Origin of the sequence: Falsiruegeria litorea R37, assembly GCF_900172225.1 — a bacterium.
Classification (GTDB): Bacteria; Pseudomonadota; Alphaproteobacteria; order Rhodobacterales; family Rhodobacteraceae; genus Falsiruegeria; species Falsiruegeria litorea.
In genome coordinates this window covers 1,711,529-1,728,286 of the sequence record NZ_FWFO01000001.1, presented here as the reverse complement: position 1 = coordinate 1,728,286, position 16,758 = coordinate 1,711,529, and the positions used below count along the sequence as shown (strand labels likewise).

Genomic DNA, 16,758 nt, shown 5'->3' with positions numbered 1-16,758 from the left:
GGGATCAACGTGGCGGCAAGGGGATGAACTCTTGGTCATCGCCCGGAGGCAGTTGGAAACGCCCGTGCATCCAGTCCCCCGCGCGCCACGCCTCTTTTGCGGCCTCGATCCGTTCCTTGGATGAGGCGACAAAGTTCCACCAGATATGGCGCGGGCCATTCATCGTCGCACCACCAAGCAGCATCAGGCGTGCGCCTGTCGCTCCGGCCTTGGCACTGATGCGGTCGCCGGGGCGGAACACAACCATCTGGCCCGTCTCAAACTCTTGCCCCGCAATGGTGACCGACCCGCTGACCACATAAAGCCCCCGGTCCTCGTGGTTGTCGGGCATCGGGATCGCTGCGCCAGGGTCCAGTACGGCATCGGCATAAAACATCTCGGTCGGTGTGGAGACCGGAGCATGCTCTCCATAGGCGTCACCAAGGATCAGACGGACGGTTTTCCCCTCGCCCTCGATCTCTGGAAGGTCATTGGCGCCCACGTGTTCGAATGTGGCGGGCGTATCTTCCAACTTATCCGGCAGGGCCACCCAGGTCTGAATACCAAACATCGACAGCGGCGATTGACGCGCCTCTTCGTCGGTGCGCTCAGAGTGGGTCACGCCGTGGCCTGCAACCATCCAGTTCACCGCCCCCGGCTCGATCCATTGATCAGTACCCAGCGAATCCCGGTGGTGCAGCTTGCCCTTGTAGAGGTAAGTGACCGTCGCCAGCCCGATGTGCGGATGCGGCCGCACGTCGATCCCCTGGCCGGTCAGAAACTCGACCGGGCCCATCTGATCGAAAAAGATGAACGGGCCCACCATCTGCCGTTTGGGCGCTGGCAAAGCGCGCCGCACCTCAAACCCACCCAGATCGCGAGCGCGCGGCACGATGACGGTTTCAATGGCGTCCACGGCGTCACCAATGGGAATGTCGCTATCAAGGATCGGGTTCCAACTCATTGCAGTGCCTCCTGGTTGCTTGCCCTCCAAGGTAACTTTGTGCGCCAGTGAAACAATTGAGTGAAACCGAAGATTATCAGTGCGAATTTGCACAATTCAGCACAAATCCCCCGCCTCTGTGCGTTTTTAATCCAAAGGCGCGTGCAGGCGGGTCCTGTCGGTGATGATCCCCCCGCGGGCTCCAATCGTCAGGTCGCCATACCGTTCAGCAAAGACAGGTGGCAGCGGTCGATCCCCCGGCAGCGACAGCCACAGGCGGAACAGGTGGCGGCGCTTGTCTGGATCCGGCCAGTCGATGAACCCGGTCCGGTCATGCAGCATCGCATGGTTATAGACGAACTGCATGTCACCCGGTTGCAGCCGCATGGTGATGTGCAGCTCGGGGTCATTGGCAAGCGCATCGAACATGTCCAACGCCTCGACGTGAGCAGGTGTCAGGCGCATGGCGCCCTCGAACCGTTGGGCGCTGTCGATGTATTGGCGCTGATAAAACACCGTCAGCTTGCCCGCATGCCAGCTGAACGGCGGGATGGTCATGTAAGGCTCCATCCCCTCGGGCACCTCGCCCCGCCGGTCGGTGGCAATAGGATCAAAGAGCCGCGCCAGCAGGTCGGGGCGCGCGGCCCGCATCCGGTTGAAAATCGTCTCGGCGCTCACCAGCAGCGAGTCGCCCCCCTCTTTGGCGTCCCGCAGACACAAGAGCCCCACCACATCCGCACTGTCGGTGTGAAAGCTCTGCCGGGCCGAGGTCTGATAGATCCGCGCCGTAGGATCATTCGGGTCCCGCCCCACATCGCGCACATGGCCCAGGATATGCCCATCCGCGTTCTGAGACCGGGCCGAGCCCAGATGTGCTCCAATGCCACAGAACACCGCTGCCGCCATCTTCTGATCATAGGCTTCTACTGGCAATCCGCGCAGCACCTCGACCCCGACGCCGTTCAGCAGCTTGTCGCGCAAGGCGCTCAGGTGAGCCGCGAACTGCGTCAGGGGAAAGCCCTCGGCCGTGATCTCTCCGACATCACGGTTCAGCGACAGGAAATGCCGCGCTGCCTGTTCCAGGTCGGCGACGTCATCCGGTGCCAGCTGATACAGCCAATCCTCGGGCCGCTCCGCCAGATCGCGTCCCACCCAGGCGGCAGGCGTGTCAATCTGGGGCGGCAAGTCACGATGGGTCATGCGGGCTCCTCCTCTGCCTCCAGACCAGCCAAAGCGTCGCTGCCGATCTTGCCCATCTGCCCCGCAATCTGGTCAACAAGCGACACGCGGGCGTATTCGGCAAAGGCCTTGGGCAACTCCCCCAACTCTCCATCCCGCGCCACAACGGTGATCGAGCGGCTCATCCTTGCCCCCGGCAAGGGTCGCAGGTCCAGCGGCATGCGTTCCACCAACCCGTCAATCAACAAGGTCGGTGTCAACAAGGTAAATCCCATGCCGTCGGCGACGCAGGCTGTCACCATGCTGGAGCGGTCGGCCTGAATCACCCGCTCGGGCTGCAGGCGCAGACGACGCAGGTGCTGCCCGATCCGGCGGCCCACGTTGGTGGTGTCGGCAAAGCGCACCAGTGGGAGGTGGCGCAGCACCTGCTCCAGATCCAGCACAGGTTGGTCAAATCCGGGCGGCAGGACCAGCAAGAACGCCTCGGTCAGAACCGCGTGCCGTTCCAACCCATCCATGTCCAATAACGGGTCCGAGGTGATGGCAATATCGGCCTGTTTGGTCCTGAGCAGCGCCTCGTGATCGCCGCTCTGGCCCGCATGCAGCACCATGTCCTGCACGCCAAAGCGGTCCTTGGCCATCCGCACCAAACCGGGTGACAGGGTCGTGGCGATCGAGGCTTGTAGTCCCAGCCGCAACCGGCTGATGGGCGTCGGGCCCTGGTGACGCATGTCACTGGCCAGTTCCCCGACCGCCTGCAGGATGCGGCCGGCATGACGGTACATCATCACCCCCGCCTGCGTTGGCTTCACCGGGCGCGTTGAACGGTCCAACAATTTGACATCATAGTGTTTTTCCAATGTCCCGATGTGCTGAGACGCCGCTGATTGCGTCATACCAGTCAACCGTGCCGCCGCCGTCATCTGCCCGGTTTCGACCACCGCAACAAAAACCTCCAACGCCTTGATAATATTTGCATTCGTTGTGAATTTTATGTCCATGATCAGCCTTTCGCACCTACCAGTATTAGAAATCCTAATACTGACAACTGTCAATTGATCGAATGCACCACAACCGCCAGATTATGTGAAACCGAGGGAGGCGGGTCATGACTGAGACACCTGTAAAACGTCGTCGCAAACGCGATCGGGGGGCCGCGCGCGGCCAGGTCGGACAACCCCGCGCGCCCTTCATCCTGCGCAAGCTGGGCACGTTCAACATCCTCGGCGAAGAGGGTCTGTGCCTGATCGAAGAGAACGCCGACACCATTCTGGCCGAGACCGGGATGGAGTTCGTCGAAGACCCCGAAATCCTGGACATCTTTGCCAATGCAGGTTGCAACGTGGACGGCACGCGGGTGCGGTTTGAACGCGGGTTCTGCCGCAAGACCATTCAGGCCACAGCGCCCAAGCAGTTCATGCAGCACGCCCGCAACCCCGCCAATTCGGTGCAGATGGGGGGTGATGCCACCGTGCTCTGCCCGTCCTGGGGACCGCCTTTTGTGCATGATCTGGACCGCGGCCGCCGCTATGCGACCTTTGACGATTTTCAGACGCTGGTGAAGCTGCACCACACCATTCCTTGGCTGCATCATTCGGGTGGCGTTGTTTGCGAACCTGTCGACCTGCCCGCGAACAAGCGGCATCTGGACATGCTCTATACCCACATACGCTATTCCGACCGGCCCTTTATGGGGGCCTTCATCGGGGCGGAACGGGCCGGTCATGCGCTCGACATGGCACGGATCGTCTTTGGGGCGGAATATGTGGCCGAAAACCCGGTGCTCTATTGCGTGTCGAACACCAACGCGCCGCTGGTGATGGATGCGCATATGTCGGGTGCGCTAAAAACCTACGCCCGCGCAGGACAACCGGTGGCCACCGCCCCTTGGGTTTTGACAGGCGCCATGAGCCCCTGCACCGTTGCAGGCACCATGGCGCAGGTTCTGGCCGAAGCACTTGCCTGTCTGACGCTGGCGCAATTGGTGAAACCCGGCGCGCCGGTCTTGATGGGCTCTTTTGCGTCTACGATGTCAATGCAATCGGGTGCGCCGACCTTTGGCACGCCCGAAGCGGGCCAAATGGTGCTGGCCGCAGGGCAACTGGCCCGCCGTCTGGGGGTGCCGCTGCACACGGTCGGCACGCTGAGCGCGTCGAAAGTACCGGATGCGCAGAGCCAGCAGGAAGCGACCTGGGGCCTGATGATGTCGATGTTTGCCGGTGCAAACTTGATCAACCACGCCACCGGCTGGTTGGAGGGCGGGCTTGTGACCAGCTTTGAGAAGACCATGATCGATGCTGATCTGTGCGGAAAACTGGCCCGCTTCTTTGACGGCATCGATCTGAGCGAAAACGCGCAGGCCATGAGCGCCATTGCCGCCACCGGCCCTGGCGCGCATTTCCTGGGGAGTGAGCACACGCAGGCCAATTTCATGTCCGCCCTCTTCCGGCCCGAGACGCCGGACAACAATGCCTATGAGCATTGGGAAGCGGCCGGGTCTCTGGACACTGCGCAGCGCGCCAATGGATTGTGGAAGAAACATCTGGAGGCTTATGAGGATCCCGGCCTTGATCCGGCCATCGACGAAGAGCTGCAGGCCTATATCGCGCAGCGCAAATCCGAGACACCAGACATGGATTACTTCTGATGGGCCGCACGATCATCATCGGCGGCGGCGCCATCGGGTTGTCGGTTGCCTATCACCTGGCGCATCGCGGGGCGAATGATGTGCTGCTGCTGGAGCGCAATCTGCTGACCTCTGGCACATCGTGGCATGCCGCCGGGATCGTCGGTCCGCTCAGGGCCACGCCCAACATGACCAAGCTGGCAAGCTATGCGCTGGAGCTGTTTCCCCGTTTGGAGGCCGAAACCGGCATGGCCACCGGGTATCGCCAGACCGGCGGCTACTGGCTGGCACGACGCGAGGAGCGGCTGGACGAGTTGCACCGAATTTCCACTCTGGGTCGGCATTTCGGGCTGAACGCGCAGGTCATCGGCGCGGATGAGGTGGATGTGCCGGGGCTCGACGTCTCGGGCCACGCAGGCGCCATGTGGGTGGCTGAAGACGCCAATGTGAACCCGGTCGATCTGTGCATGGCCTATGCCCGCGCGGCCCGGTCCAAGGGCGTGGAAATTCGCGAGAATTGTGCCGTTGGTGGTATCCTGGCCGAGGGCGGGACCGCGCGGGGCGTCGCGCTTGGCGATGGGACAGAGATTGAGGCCGAGAGCGTCGTGATCTGCGCCGGGGCGTGGTCGAAACCCCTGGCCGAGGCGGCCGGGCTGCACCTGCCGCTGCAGGCGGTGGAGCATATGTATGTGGTGACCGAGCCCATGCCGGGCCTGCCCGATCCGTTTCCGGTGATCCGGGATATGGACACTGGCATCTATATCAAGGGCGATGCGGGCAAGCTGGTGATCGGCGGGTTTGAACCCGATGCCAAGGTCTGGGATGCTTTTGGCCTCGAGGGCGACCGTCCGTTCCTGGAGATGCCCGAGGATTGGGAACAGTTTGCGCCCTTCATGGAGGCCGCGTTGGAACTGGTCCCGGCCCTGGCCGAAACTGGCATTCAGCACTTCATGAACGGGCCCGAGAGCTTCACCAATGACACGCGGCCCTTGGTTGGGGCCGCGCCCGAGGTGGACGGGCTGTTTGTGGCGGCGGGCATGAACTCGGTCGGCATCATGTCTTCGGCCGGGATTGGTCGGGTGTTGGCGGATTGGGTTGTGGATGGTCAGCCACCTATGGATCTGTGGGAGGTTGACGTGGCCCGTGCCGACCCTCGCGCGGCAACGGATGTGCATATGGCGGACCGGATGGCCGAGAGCGTGGCCGATCTGATGGCGATGCACTGGCCGTTCAAACAACCCAAGACGGGGCGTGGGTTGCGATGCTCGGACCTGCATGAGGCCTGGGCGGCGCAGGGCGCTGTCTTTGGCCTGACTGCCGGGTGGGAGCGTGGGCTGTGGTATGCGGAAACCGAGGTCGAACGCGATCTGCCCTATTCGGTTGGCGCGCAGCCCTGGTATCCGATTGCCCGGCGCGAAGCCGCACAGATGCAGGATGGCGCGGTGCTGCTTGATTTGTCACCCTTTGGCAAGTTCGACGTCATTGGCCCCGATGCGGTGGCAGCCATGAATGAGCTGGTCTGTGCTCAGATGGATGTTCCTGTGGGCCGCGCCGTTTATACGCCAATGCTCAACGACAAGGGCGGGATCGAGGGCGATCTGACCGTGACCCGGTTGGGGAGCCAGCATTACCGCATCACCTCTGGTGCTGCGACCCGCTGGCGGGACGGGGCGCTGCTGCGCCGCCGCTTCGCGGTCTGGCGGGTTGCCTTGCACGATGTCACCGATGACGAGTGTGTAATCGGCCTGATGGGGGCTGCGGCCCGTGATATTCTGAGCAGGATAAGCGACGCCGATTGGGTGAATTTTCCGTTCTCCACCGCGCGCGATGTGGTGGTGGCTGGTGTGGACTGCCGCGCCACCCGGATGAGTTTTGTGGGCGAATTGGGCTGGGAGTTGAACATCCCAACCGCTCAGGCGCGCGTGGTCTTTGACGCGCTCATCACCTCCGGTGCCAAACCCATGGGCATGTATGCGCTGGAAGCCTGCCGGATCGAGAAGGCGTTTCGTCATTGGGGCCATGATTTGGGTCCCGAGATCACACCGCTGGAGGCCGGTCTTGGCTTTACCATCGACTGGGACAAAGACTTCATCGGCAAACCCGCGCTGGAGGCGCAGCGCGCCCAAGGCCTCAGCCGCAAGCTCTGCCTATTTCAGATCGAGGGCGATCCGCTGATCCTGCATGACGAGCCGATCCTTGAGCATGGCCGCGTCGTAGGTCTGACCACATCCGGCGCCAAGGGCGCACGCACAGGCCTGACGTTGGCTTTGGGCATGATCGAGATCGCTCCGGGTGAAAAGCTGACGGACACCTGCACCCGCGACTTCACCTTCGACGTTGCAGGCAAAACCTATCCGGCGCGGGCCCTGCCCCGTGCCCCATTTGACCCCAAAGGCGAAAGGATGCGCGGATGAGCAACGCACAGGTCCTGATCATTGGTGGCGGCGCCATGGGCGTGTCACTTATGTACCACCTTACCAAAGCCGGTTGGTCCGACGTGGTGCTGGTCGAAAAGAACGACCTCACCCATGGCTCGACCTGGCATGCTGCCGGGCTGTGCACGCATTTTGCCCATAACCCGACCATTCAGGAGCTGCGCGCCACATCCGTGCGCCTGTACCGCGATATTCTGCCAGAAGAGACCGGGCAAAACTGCGGGTTTCACCGCTCGGGCGCAATGCGCATCACCTCGAACCCGGACCGGATGGATGAATTCCGCCATGTCGCCGGTCTGTCTGATTTCACCGGCTACCCATTGGAGGTTCTGACGCCCGAGCGGATCGCCGAACTGCACCCGCTGGCCAAGCTGGATGGGTTGCTCGGGGGCATCTATGAGCCTGATGATGGCCACGTGGATCCGACGCTGGCGACGAATGCGATGGCGCAGGTCGCCACACGCAACGGGGCCAAGGTCAGCCGCTACAATGCGGTTCAGTCCATCCGGCGCGAGGGCGACAAATGGATCGTTGAGACGGCCAAGGAGACATTCCGAGCAACCCATATCGTCAACGCGGCCGGAACCTGGGGTTGGGAGATCGGGCACATGATGGGGCTCAATATCCCGTCCGTGCCGGTGCTGCACCAGTATCTGGTGACCGATGCGGTGCCCGAAGTGACAGAGCGCCTTGACGCCAAACTGCCCGAACTGCCGATGATCCGCGACCCCGAGGAAAGCTGGTACGTGCGCCAGGAACGCGACGGGCTGATCCTTGGCCCGTATGAGAAAGAGGCGCAGGCCTGGTCCGTCGACGGTGTCCCGCCCGAGTTTGGCGCCGACCTGATGCCGCCCGATCTGGACCGGGTGGAACATATCATCGAGGCCGCAATGGAGCGCATTCCGGCGCTGATGAACGGCGGCGTGAAAACCGTGGTCAACGGACCAATCACCTTTACCCCCGACGCCAACCCGCTGATCGGCCCTGCACATGGGTTGGAAAACGCCTGGCTGCTGACCGGGTCGAGCATGGGCGTGATGGAAGGTGGCGGCTCGGGCTGGTTCCTGGCGCATTGGATGACTCACGGCGCGCCGCCGATGGATGCTTTGGCGGTGGACAGTCGCCGGTTCGGGAGCTGGGCGGACCGCGATTATCGCGTCGAGAAGGCCATCGAATGTTTCGGCCTGCAATTTGGCGTGCACTATCCGTTCGAAGAGCGCCCCGCCGGACGCGGCAAACGCGTGTCGCCGCTGCACGATCTGATGGTCGAGCGTGGTGCAGTCATGGGCGCGGCCTATGGCTGGGAACGGCCAAACTGGTTCTCGGACAAACAAGGCGACATCGCGCATGAGAGCTTTCGTCGGCCGAACTGGTTCCCCCATGTCGCCAAAGAGGTCGAGACCGTCACCACCAAGGCCGGGCTGGCCGACCTGTCGGTGTTCTCGAAGTTCGACATCACCGGCCCCGAGGCCCGCGCGTTCATCGACGGCTTGGGGGCAAACCGCGCGCCTGCGAATGGGCGTATTGGCCTGACCCATGTGCTGACCCCGGCGGGCGGCGTGCTGTCCGAGTTCACCGTGACCATGCTCAGCGACACCCACGCATATCTGACCTCGGCCGCAGCTGCGGAAGAGATCGACATGGATCAGCTGACAGCCCACGCCAAAGGGTTCGACGTGGCGGTGAGCAACCGGTGCGACGAGATGGCGGTTATCGGCCTCATGGGCCCGCTGTCGCGTGACATCCTGAGCCAACATACCAGTGCCGATCTGGGCGACGGGTTCCCCTGGCTCAGCGCACAGGTGATTGACGTGGCAGGCGTGCAGGTGCGCGCGCTGCGGGTGTCGTATCTGGGCGAGTTGGGCTGGGAGCTGCACATGGACCGCACTGAGGCGGAACAGGTTTTTTTGGCGCTCGAAACCTCCGGCAAACCGTTGGGCATGGGGTACTACGGCGCCTATGCGGCCAACTCTATGCGGCTTGAGAAAGGCTATCGCGGCTGGGGCGGTGATCTGACCACCGAGCGGACCCTGCACGAGGCAGGCGTAGGCATGTTTGCCCGCGCCAAGGATCGCACTTTTACCGGTCGCGACGCCATGCTGGAACGCAGGGACAGCGACGACCGTTGGGACATGGTCCTGCTCGAGATCCACGACCCCGAGTTTGATCCGTTCTACGCGCACTCTGTCTTGCAAGGTGATGAAATCGTTGGCGTTGTCACCTCGGGCGCGCACGGACACCGCACCGGTAAGACGCTGGCGCTCGCCTATCTGCGCGACCGTACCGCACGCGCGAACCTCACCGTATCCATCCTGGGGCGCAAGACGCAGGCCACGATCCTGTCTGATGCGCCCTTTGACCCTGAAAACCTGCGCTTGAAAGCCTGAGGGAGGCAAGCATGACCCACCAACCGCTCAACACCGAATGGTCGACCGAGGCCACTGCCGCCCGGCGCGACAACTACTATGCTGCCAGTCAGCGCAAATTTGTGCCCTTCAAGGACCCGATCGTGTTCCAGAAGGGCTCGATGCAGTACCTGTGGGATGCCGAAGGGAACAAATACACTGACCTTCTGGGCATGAATGTCTGCATCTCGGTCGGTCATTCCCATCCCACCGTGGTGGCCGCCGCGATGGAACAGGCGCAACAGCTGACCCATTGCACGACAATGTTCTACCATCCCACCCCGGCCCATCTGGCCGAGGAGCTGGCCGCGACTATGCCCAAGGGCCACGAATGGGTGGTGCATTTCACCAACTCCGGGTCCGAGGCTGTCGATCTGGCGATGACCATGGCCCGCAGCTACACCGGCAATCTGGATCTGCTGGCCCTGCGCACGGCGTACCATGGCCCGACCGCCTCGGCGCAGTCGCTCACCGGCATCTCGGGCTGGCGCCATCCCGGCATGCCCGGCAACGTGGCCTTTGTCGCCGAGCCGAACCAGTATCGCGGCATCTTTGGTGAAAACGCAGGCGCTGCGCCCTATCTGGACGAGATCGACCAGACCATCCGCACCGCCACCACTGGCCAGATCGCAGGCATGTTCGTGGAAAGCGTCCAGGGCTATGGCGGCATCATTGAAATGCCCAAAGGGTACATGTCAGGTGCCGCCGAGCGGGTACGCGCGGCCGGTGGCCTCTATATCGCGGACGAGGTGCAATCAGGCTTTGGCCGCACCGGCGATCACATGTGGGGGTTCGAAGCGGACGGCGTAGTGCCGGACATCGTTGTCATGGCCAAGGGGCTGGGCAATGGCTTCCCCATCGGTGCCGTGGTGGCAAAGAAAGAGATCGCAGCACCCATGGCCGAAAAGTTCATGTTCCACACTTACGGGGCCAACCCGACCTCCTGTGCCGCAGGTCGTGCCGTGCTGCAAGTTATTCGCGAGGACAAGGTGATGGAGAACGCCAAGACCGTCGGTTCCGCCCTGCTGGCGCGCCTGCACGAGTTGAAGGACAAGCACGCCGCCATCGGCGACGTGCGCGGGCGCGGGCTGATGCTGGCCATCGAGATGGTCAAGGACCGCAAGACCAAGGAACCCGACGCGGCAACCACCTCCGCCGTGTTCGAACACTGTCGCGCGCAACGCCTGATCCTGTCGAAATCCGGCCCCTTCCAAAGCTCGCTGCGGATGGTGCCACCCATGTGTCTCACGCTCGAAGATGTGGACCGCGTGGCGGGCGGCCTGGATCAGGCATTCTCATCTCTCTGAGGATCACGAACACTCGCGGAGTATGATTGGTCTCCGCGAGAAGGCGCGAAGACATGCGCCAGCGCCCGCTCCTTCCGGAGCGGGCGCTATTGTGTCCAGTGATGTTGCAGTGATCCGGGAGCGCTCCCGCACCCGAGCGATCCTGGCTTTGCCAGCACCGCTAACGGCCTTGGGCCGGGCGCCTCGCTTGTCGCTCGGCGCGGTCCCGCCCAGGCGCTCGCAGCTGCAGATACGGTTGGCGACAGCTACTTTCAGACGCAACCGCCGAGCGAAGCGAGGCTCGGCCCAACGGGAGGCGATGTTTCCTCGGGAACATCAACGACGGGCGGGAGCCCCCGCTTTCCCCCCAATCACATCCAGCGCATCCGCCAGCTCGACAATCTGCGCCCATGTCGCCAGCGGCAGATGGACCGGTTGCCCCGCATTGCGATTCCTTGCTTCGGCCTCTCGCTCTCCGGGGATTTCCACCTTGTCGAACCCTGCCGCCGGAAGGCAGTTGCGAAACTCATCCAGGATGTCTTCGGCGATGCTCTGCATCTGTGTGGGTTCCCGATAGAGCGAACAATCCATCGCCAGCATCAGCCAGTTGCATTCCGTCGTCGCAGGCCCCAGAAGCGCCTCGGCGATCATCTCGGCGGCCACGGACAGCGCATAGCCCTTGGCCCCACCCGCCGTCAGGATCGCGCCGCCGTCGAAATAGTCCTGCGGGTTGGTGGTGGGTTCGCCCGCCTTGTCGATCAACACCCCTTCGGGCAGATGCGCGCCCGCGATCTTGGCGCCATAAACCCACCCCGCCGCCGCAGCAGAGGTGGCAAAATCCACCACCACAGGCCCACGGTCCCCACCGGGAATGCCGATGCTATAAGGGTTTGTGGACATCAGCGCCTTGCGCCCCCCGTATGGGGCCACCAGCCGCCAGTTCTCGCGCCCTCCTCCACCGATGATGATCATCAGACAGCCTTGTTTGGCGGCCTCTTCGGCAAAAGCCCCCAGCCGTCCGGTGTGTCCGACGTTCTGCAAGGCAATCGCTGCCAGCCCGCCTGCCTTGGCACGTGTCACAACATCCTGTGTGGCAATACGCATCGCGGGGATGCCAATGCCACCATGACCATCCACGATCCAGGCGCCTTGGGCATTCTGTTTCAATTCGGGCCGCACGTCGGCCTTCAGGTACCCGCTGTCGTAATACCCGGCATAAGGCAGGATGCGCCACACACCGTGAGACTCCACCCCGGACCAGTCCGAGTCGATCAGATGTTCCGCCACCTCGCTGGCGATGTCGTCAGGGCAACCCTTGGCCGCCATGATGCCCCGCACCATTGCCCCGGCCTGTGCGGCGTCCACCGCCACCCGTTCCGTATCCGCACTGTACTTGCTTGCCATCCCTGCCCTCTTTGCCGCTCAAGACCAAAGTTTCGCCCGAGGCTTTTCCTTCGGCAGACAAATGCCCCTCGAACAGTTCCGCAATGGATCTTTTGTCACCTTTGCCGCGCCTGTTGCTCGGGTTGTCCGGCAATTGCCTCAAGCGATCACGGAAAACCGGTTCCGTTGCGTTGTCAGGGCTCCATCTGACTGCTCAGGTATTCCCCCGTCCGACGATAATGATCGAGCAAATGCCGGGTTGCCCGGTCCGCATCGCGATCCAAGGCAGCGTCCAGAATATGCTGATGTTCGGCCGCGATATCCCGCTTTCCGTAGCTGGGCCCATGGGCCGCCAGATAACGGTATCGAATGTTCAGATCGTAAAGTTGTGAGCAGTATCGCAACAGCACCGGCAGGTTCGCATTATCCAACAAAGCCATGTGATACGCTTTGTGTGCGTCTTCAAAATCGTCCGCCTTTCTTTGGCTGGCCTTGTTCATATGGTGGTGACGCAAAACCAGTCTGTCTTCCCAATCTTCATCAGCATTGGCGATAGACGCACGCAGGGCGGTTTCCTCAAGGTTGCAGCGCAAAAGTAGAATTTCTTCGAAATTGCTCTTGCTGACAGGCGCAGCCCTGAACCCACGCTGGTCAATGCGCTCTACCAACATATCGGATGTCAAAAGGCTCAAGGCCTCGCGAACCGGGCTTGCGCCGGTGTCCAGCAACCCACGCAATTGCTCGATCTTAAGCTTCTGCGCCGGGGGGAGTTCACCTGTCAGGATCATCTCGCGCAGCCTTCGATACGCACTTTGAGTGGCTGATGTCTCTTTGCCCTCGGTATCAAGCATGGCGTCCATATCCGACTGTTCCTTTTTGAATGCGCAAACTTTGGGGTCTCTTAACTGAGGGCACTCGTTCCAGTCGATAGACCAACTGAAAGGTTCAGCGAACCTTCGTTTATCATCCAGCGGCGCAGAACAAAGCTGCGCGCCCCGCTTTTGTGCATGGGGTCGCCCTCGGCCAGCTTCCGCGCGGCCTCAAGACTGTCAGCTCGATAGATGATCAGGCCAACCCCTTGCATATGTTCACCGGTTTCATCCGACATCGGTCCGGCAAAAGCCAACTGCCCTGCACGTTCTAGCTGCGCCTGATAGGCCAGATGATCGGCAAGCGACGCTTTAACATCTTCGGGCGCTTTGGCGGGCGTGCTGTGCGCAACGTACAGCTCGAATGCAAGAGCCCCACGCCTCTTTGCTTCTGATTTGTAGTCTGCCCAGGCCACCATCTTCGCTCTCCAAAAATATCGATATTATTTGACATATTGCAAAATTATCGGCAAAAATCAAGAGAACTGATATGGATGGTGAAGATGAAATACCTGGTCGGAGACACTTCTGAGGGCACTGCGGTTTTTGCTGTGAATGGCGAAAATGCTGTAAATTTAACGGCTTTGGACCCTACCGTTGGCTCTGACCTGATGGGTTTGATCACGAATCCGGGGCTGGCCGACTCACTGGCCGCCAAAATCGCCGCAGCGGACAATGTGCCTGTGTCCTCGATCACGCCAGCCCTGCCTGTCGCGGCCCCTGGTACGATCATTTGCATGGGTCTGAACTATACGGATCACATCAAGGAAGGCGGGTACGACATCCCCGAATATCCCGCACTGTTTATGCGCGGAAAAAACTCGATCATGGCCGCCGGTCAGCCGATGGTGCGCCCGTCCTGCTCGGATCAGCTGGATTACGAAGCTGAGTTAATGCTGATTGTCGGCAAAGGCGGTCGCCATATCTCGGAGCAGAACGCGCTGGATCATGTATTCGGCTACACCATTTTCAACGACGGCTCTGTGCGAAACTACCAGCGCAAGACGCACCAGTGGACACCGGGCAAGAACTTTGACGACACAGGCGCCATCGGACCGTTTACGGTGACACCGGATGACCTGCCCGAAGGCGCATCTGGCCTGAAGATCGAAAGCCGGGTTGGATCGGAGATCCTGCAAAGCTCGAACACCGCCAACATGATCTGGGACGTCCGCAAGGTGATCGCCACCGTTTCGGAATACACGACCCTTGAAGCGGGCGACTTGATTGCAATGGGGACGCCTCCGGGAGTTGGACACGCCAAGAAGCCCAACCCCCGTTGGCTGAAGCCGGGCGAAACTGTTGAGATCGAAATCGAAGGCATCGGCATTTGCGCCAGCCCAGTCATCGACGAGAAAGATGCCAAATCAAAGGTGGCCGCAGCATGAGCGCGCCAACCGGGGCAGAGCTGGAGGCACTTCGCGCCAAGGCGCAACAGGATCACCGCGATCTGCACAAGCGGATTCCGCGTTTGTCGGATGACGCAATCGCCCTGATCCTGCGCGAGTCCAGATCGCATTACGCGTGGACAGACAGGCCCGTTTCTGACGCGCTGCTTGAAGAAATCTATGACATCACAATCAACGGCGCGACCAGCATGAACACGCTGCCGGCACGCTTCATCTTCGTGAAAAGCCCCGAGGGCAAAGCGCGGCTGGCCAAATCGCTGAAACCAAAGAACGTGTCAAAGATGATGGGCGCTCCAGTCACGGCGATCATTGCCCACGATTTGGACTTCTGGAAGGAACTGCCCTTTCTCTTCCCGCACGAAGATCGTCGGCCATTGTTCGAGGACAACCCGGACTATGTGGCGGACACGGCCTATCGCAACGGCACGCTGCAAGGCGCATATTTCATGATTGCCGCCCGCGCCGTGGGGTTGGACGTTGGCGCCATGTCAGGCTTTTCCAACGAGATCGTCGATAACGAGTTCTTTGCGGGGACAACGCTCAAATCAAACTTTCTGTGCAATCTGGGCTACGCGGATGAAACCGGTTTGTTCCAAAAACTGCCGCGGTTTCCATTCGAAAGGGTCTGTTCCTATGCATGAAGAGGTGACGCTGTGGCCATGAAAATAAAACCTGTGGTGACGTACCGCACGACAGCGCAATGCCCGACACATGCGCGCACTGAAATCCCAATTCGCGATCTGGATGTGATTGTCGACGAACCCGTCGAACGGGGCGGAACAAATCTTGGCCCGTCTCCGACCGAAACCGCGATGGCGGCCCTGATCGCCTGTACCAACGTCATCGGACACAAGAATGCACACCGGTTGGGCATTGATCTTGGCACGGTGACAATCGACGCGAAATGCAGGTTGGATCGACGCGGCGTCCTGATGGAGGAAGAGATCGATGTCCCGTTTCCCGACATCGAACTCACCGTGAAATGTGACACCCCCGCCGGTCAAGAGGAGCTGACACGCGTGGGCGAAGAGACGGCCAAATATTGTGCCATCGCAAAACTTTTTGAAGCGGCAGGCACGGACCTGACCGTCAACTGGGTCAAAACCAACTAATAAAAGACAAAAGATCTGACTTTCTGGGAGGAGAGAAATGAAAAACTGGACCAAACGCAGCCTTATGGGCGCTGCTCTTGCAGGCGCAATGGCGCTGCCCGCCGCAGCAGAAGAAACCATTTCTGCCGTTGTCATCGACGGCTACCCGGACCGGGCATTGTGGGTGAAAGAATTCACCAACTTCTTCATCCCAGAAGTGGACAAGCGGCTGGCCGAGGCCGGCAATTACAAGATGAACTGGCAAGAGAACTATGGCGGTTCCATCGTAAAGCCAAAAGGCGTTCTGGAAGGGATTCAGCTGGGCCTTGGCGACATTGGCATCGTCACAACCATCTTCCATTCTTCGAAACTGCCGAGCCAGGGCATTTCAGGTTCGACGCCATTCGTTGCAACAGACGCGCGCGCCGTGGCCAAGGCTGTGGATGAAATCGCGCGCGAATTTCCGGCAATGCAAAATGAGTTCGCCGCGCAGAACCAGGTTTATCTGGCAACGGGTGTTGTTCTGGACACCTATCAGATCTTTTGCTCGAAACCGATTGCTGCCGTCTCGGACCTGGAAGGGCGCAAGATTGCCGGTGCAGGCCTAAACCTGCGCTATCTTGAGGGCATCAAAGATGCGGCTGGCGTTCGTGGAGGGCTGACAGACTTTTACAACATGGTCCAAACCGGTCTGGTTGATTGTGCGATGCTCTGGCCCGAAGCCGCCAAGACATTCAAGATCGCCGAAGTGGCTCCTTACATGCTCAAAGCTGACTTGGGGGCCGTAAACTCCAAGACGATCACTGTGAATTCTGACTATTGGGCAAAGCTGCCAGATGAAGTCAAAGACGTTCTGAAGGCCGTCGCCATCGACTACAGGGATCACGTGGCTGGTATCGCTATGGACCGCGCAGCGGCTTCACGGGACGCCTATACCGAAGCCGGAGGCACAATTGTCGAAGTTTCGGACGAAGAGCGCACGGCCTGGGCCAACGCCATGCCGAATGTTGCGCAGGAATGGGCGGCCACGCTGAATGAAAACGGCGAACAAGGCGACGCAATACTGGCCGCCTATCTTGGCAAGCTTCAGGATGCTGGTTTCACCGGTGTCCGTGACTGGACAGCCAAGTAACCACCCGGCGACCCAAGAAAG

The 16,758-nt window shown here is 61.0% G+C and carries 14 protein-coding genes; 8 read left to right on the top strand and 6 right to left on the bottom strand.

Annotated features, from left to right (window positions below; all coding sequences use genetic code 11):
• Positions 1-4: 4 nt before the first annotated feature.
• From TRL7639_RS08525 to TRL7639_RS08515, 3 genes are all read right to left on the bottom strand, one after another.
• Positions 5-943, bottom strand: coding sequence for a pirin family protein (locus TRL7639_RS08525; RefSeq protein ID WP_085795289.1), 939 nt, complete (start codon positions 941-943; stop codon positions 5-7).
• Between the two features lie 126 nt (positions 944-1,069).
• A complete protein-coding gene (locus TRL7639_RS08520; protein ID WP_085795288.1) occupies positions 1,070-2,122 on the bottom strand; it encodes a TauD/TfdA family dioxygenase in 1,053 nt (350 codons plus the stop codon).
• On the bottom strand, positions 2,119-3,102 hold the full coding sequence (locus TRL7639_RS08515; protein WP_085795287.1) for a LysR family transcriptional regulator: 984 nt from the start codon (positions 3,100-3,102) through the stop codon (positions 2,119-2,121). The genes TRL7639_RS08520 and TRL7639_RS08515 overlap by 4 nt, the downstream gene beginning before the upstream one ends.
• 107 nt (positions 3,103-3,209) lie before the next feature.
• Between TRL7639_RS08515 and TRL7639_RS08510 the strand changes: the two genes are divergently transcribed.
• From TRL7639_RS08510 to TRL7639_RS08495, 4 genes are read left to right on the top strand one after another with little or no spacing between them, the layout of a single operon-like run.
• Positions 3,210-4,748: a trimethylamine methyltransferase family protein gene (locus TRL7639_RS08510; protein ID WP_085795286.1), complete on the top strand. Its 1,539-nt coding sequence runs from the start codon at positions 3,210-3,212 to the stop codon at positions 4,746-4,748.
• A complete protein-coding gene (locus tag TRL7639_RS08505) occupies positions 4,748-7,141 on the top strand; it encodes a GcvT family protein (RefSeq protein ID WP_085795285.1) in 2,394 nt (797 codons plus the stop codon). The genes TRL7639_RS08510 and TRL7639_RS08505 overlap by 1 nt, the downstream gene beginning before the upstream one ends.
• Positions 7,138-9,549: a GcvT family protein gene (locus TRL7639_RS08500; protein ID WP_085795284.1), complete on the top strand. Its 2,412-nt coding sequence runs from the start codon at positions 7,138-7,140 to the stop codon at positions 9,547-9,549. Before TRL7639_RS08505 ends, TRL7639_RS08500 begins: the two co-directional genes overlap by 4 nt.
• A gap of 11 nt (positions 9,550-9,560) precedes the next feature.
• Positions 9,561-10,874: an aspartate aminotransferase family protein gene (locus TRL7639_RS08495; RefSeq protein ID WP_085795283.1), complete on the top strand. Its 1,314-nt coding sequence runs from the start codon at positions 9,561-9,563 to the stop codon at positions 10,872-10,874.
• A gap of 315 nt (positions 10,875-11,189) precedes the next feature.
• On the opposite strand, the gene TRL7639_RS08490 is transcribed toward TRL7639_RS08495, so the two are convergent.
• From TRL7639_RS08490 to TRL7639_RS08480, 3 genes are all read right to left on the bottom strand, one after another.
• On the bottom strand, positions 11,190-12,257 hold the full coding sequence (locus tag TRL7639_RS08490; protein ID WP_085795282.1) for an Ldh family oxidoreductase: 1,068 nt from the start codon (positions 12,255-12,257) through the stop codon (positions 11,190-11,192).
• 173 nt (positions 12,258-12,430) lie between these two features.
• Positions 12,431-13,096 (bottom strand): GntR family transcriptional regulator, encoded by a 666-nt coding sequence (locus tag TRL7639_RS08485; RefSeq protein ID WP_085795281.1) that lies wholly within the window; start codon positions 13,094-13,096, stop codon positions 12,431-12,433.
• A gap of 41 nt (positions 13,097-13,137) precedes the next feature.
• Positions 13,138-13,524 (bottom strand): YciI family protein, encoded by a 387-nt coding sequence (locus TRL7639_RS08480; protein WP_085795280.1) that lies wholly within the window; start codon positions 13,522-13,524, stop codon positions 13,138-13,140.
• 192 nt (positions 13,525-13,716) lie between these two features.
• On the opposite strand from TRL7639_RS08480, the gene TRL7639_RS08475 reads away from it, so the two are divergent.
• Genes TRL7639_RS08475 through TRL7639_RS08460 form a run of 4 tightly spaced genes read left to right on the top strand, consistent with a single transcriptional unit; the run spans position 13,717 to position 16,737 of the window.
• Positions 13,717-14,493, top strand: a complete 777-nt coding sequence (locus TRL7639_RS08475) for a fumarylacetoacetate hydrolase family protein (protein WP_235820292.1) — start codon at positions 13,717-13,719, stop codon at positions 14,491-14,493.
• Positions 14,490-15,155, top strand: coding sequence for a malonic semialdehyde reductase (locus TRL7639_RS08470; RefSeq protein WP_085795279.1), 666 nt, complete (start codon positions 14,490-14,492; stop codon positions 15,153-15,155). The genes TRL7639_RS08475 and TRL7639_RS08470 overlap by 4 nt, the downstream gene beginning before the upstream one ends.
• 18 nt (positions 15,156-15,173) lie before the next feature.
• Positions 15,174-15,626 (top strand): OsmC family protein, encoded by a 453-nt coding sequence (locus TRL7639_RS08465; RefSeq protein WP_085795278.1) that lies wholly within the window; start codon positions 15,174-15,176, stop codon positions 15,624-15,626.
• A 37-nt stretch (positions 15,627-15,663) separates the two neighbouring features.
• On the top strand, positions 15,664-16,737 hold the full coding sequence (locus tag TRL7639_RS08460) for a C4-dicarboxylate TRAP transporter substrate-binding protein (RefSeq protein WP_085795277.1): 1,074 nt from the start codon (positions 15,664-15,666) through the stop codon (positions 16,735-16,737).
• Positions 16,738-16,758: the final 21 nt, after the last annotated feature.

Excerpts from the sequence above, each read along its gene's own strand:
- TRL7639_RS08525 (WP_085795289.1), bottom strand. The coding sequence starts at position 943 with ATGAGTTGGAACCCGATCCTTGATAGCGACATTCCCATTGGTGACGCC.
- TRL7639_RS08520 (WP_085795288.1), bottom strand. The coding sequence starts at position 2,122 with ATGACCCATCGTGACTTGCCGCCCCAGATTGACACGCCTGCCGCCTGG.
- TRL7639_RS08515 (WP_085795287.1), bottom strand. The coding sequence starts at position 3,102 with ATGGACATAAAATTCACAACGAATGCAAATATTATCAAGGCGTTGGAG.
- TRL7639_RS08510 (WP_085795286.1), top strand. The coding sequence starts at position 3,210 with ATGACTGAGACACCTGTAAAACGTCGTCGCAAACGCGATCGGGGGGCC.
- TRL7639_RS08505 (WP_085795285.1), top strand. The coding sequence starts at position 4,748 with ATGGGCCGCACGATCATCATCGGCGGCGGCGCCATCGGGTTGTCGGTT.
- TRL7639_RS08500 (WP_085795284.1), top strand. The coding sequence starts at position 7,138 with ATGAGCAACGCACAGGTCCTGATCATTGGTGGCGGCGCCATGGGCGTG.
- TRL7639_RS08495 (WP_085795283.1), top strand. The coding sequence starts at position 9,561 with ATGACCCACCAACCGCTCAACACCGAATGGTCGACCGAGGCCACTGCC.
- TRL7639_RS08490 (WP_085795282.1), bottom strand. The coding sequence starts at position 12,257 with ATGGCAAGCAAGTACAGTGCGGATACGGAACGGGTGGCGGTGGACGCC.
- TRL7639_RS08485 (WP_085795281.1), bottom strand. The coding sequence starts at position 13,096 with ATGGACGCCATGCTTGATACCGAGGGCAAAGAGACATCAGCCACTCAA.
- TRL7639_RS08480 (WP_085795280.1), bottom strand. The coding sequence starts at position 13,524 with ATGGTGGCCTGGGCAGACTACAAATCAGAAGCAAAGAGGCGTGGGGCT.
- TRL7639_RS08475 (WP_235820292.1), top strand. The coding sequence starts at position 13,717 with ATGGGTTTGATCACGAATCCGGGGCTGGCCGACTCACTGGCCGCCAAA.
- TRL7639_RS08470 (WP_085795279.1), top strand. The coding sequence starts at position 14,490 with ATGAGCGCGCCAACCGGGGCAGAGCTGGAGGCACTTCGCGCCAAGGCG.
- TRL7639_RS08465 (WP_085795278.1), top strand. The coding sequence starts at position 15,174 with ATGAAAATAAAACCTGTGGTGACGTACCGCACGACAGCGCAATGCCCG.
- TRL7639_RS08460 (WP_085795277.1), top strand. The coding sequence starts at position 15,664 with ATGAAAAACTGGACCAAACGCAGCCTTATGGGCGCTGCTCTTGCAGGC.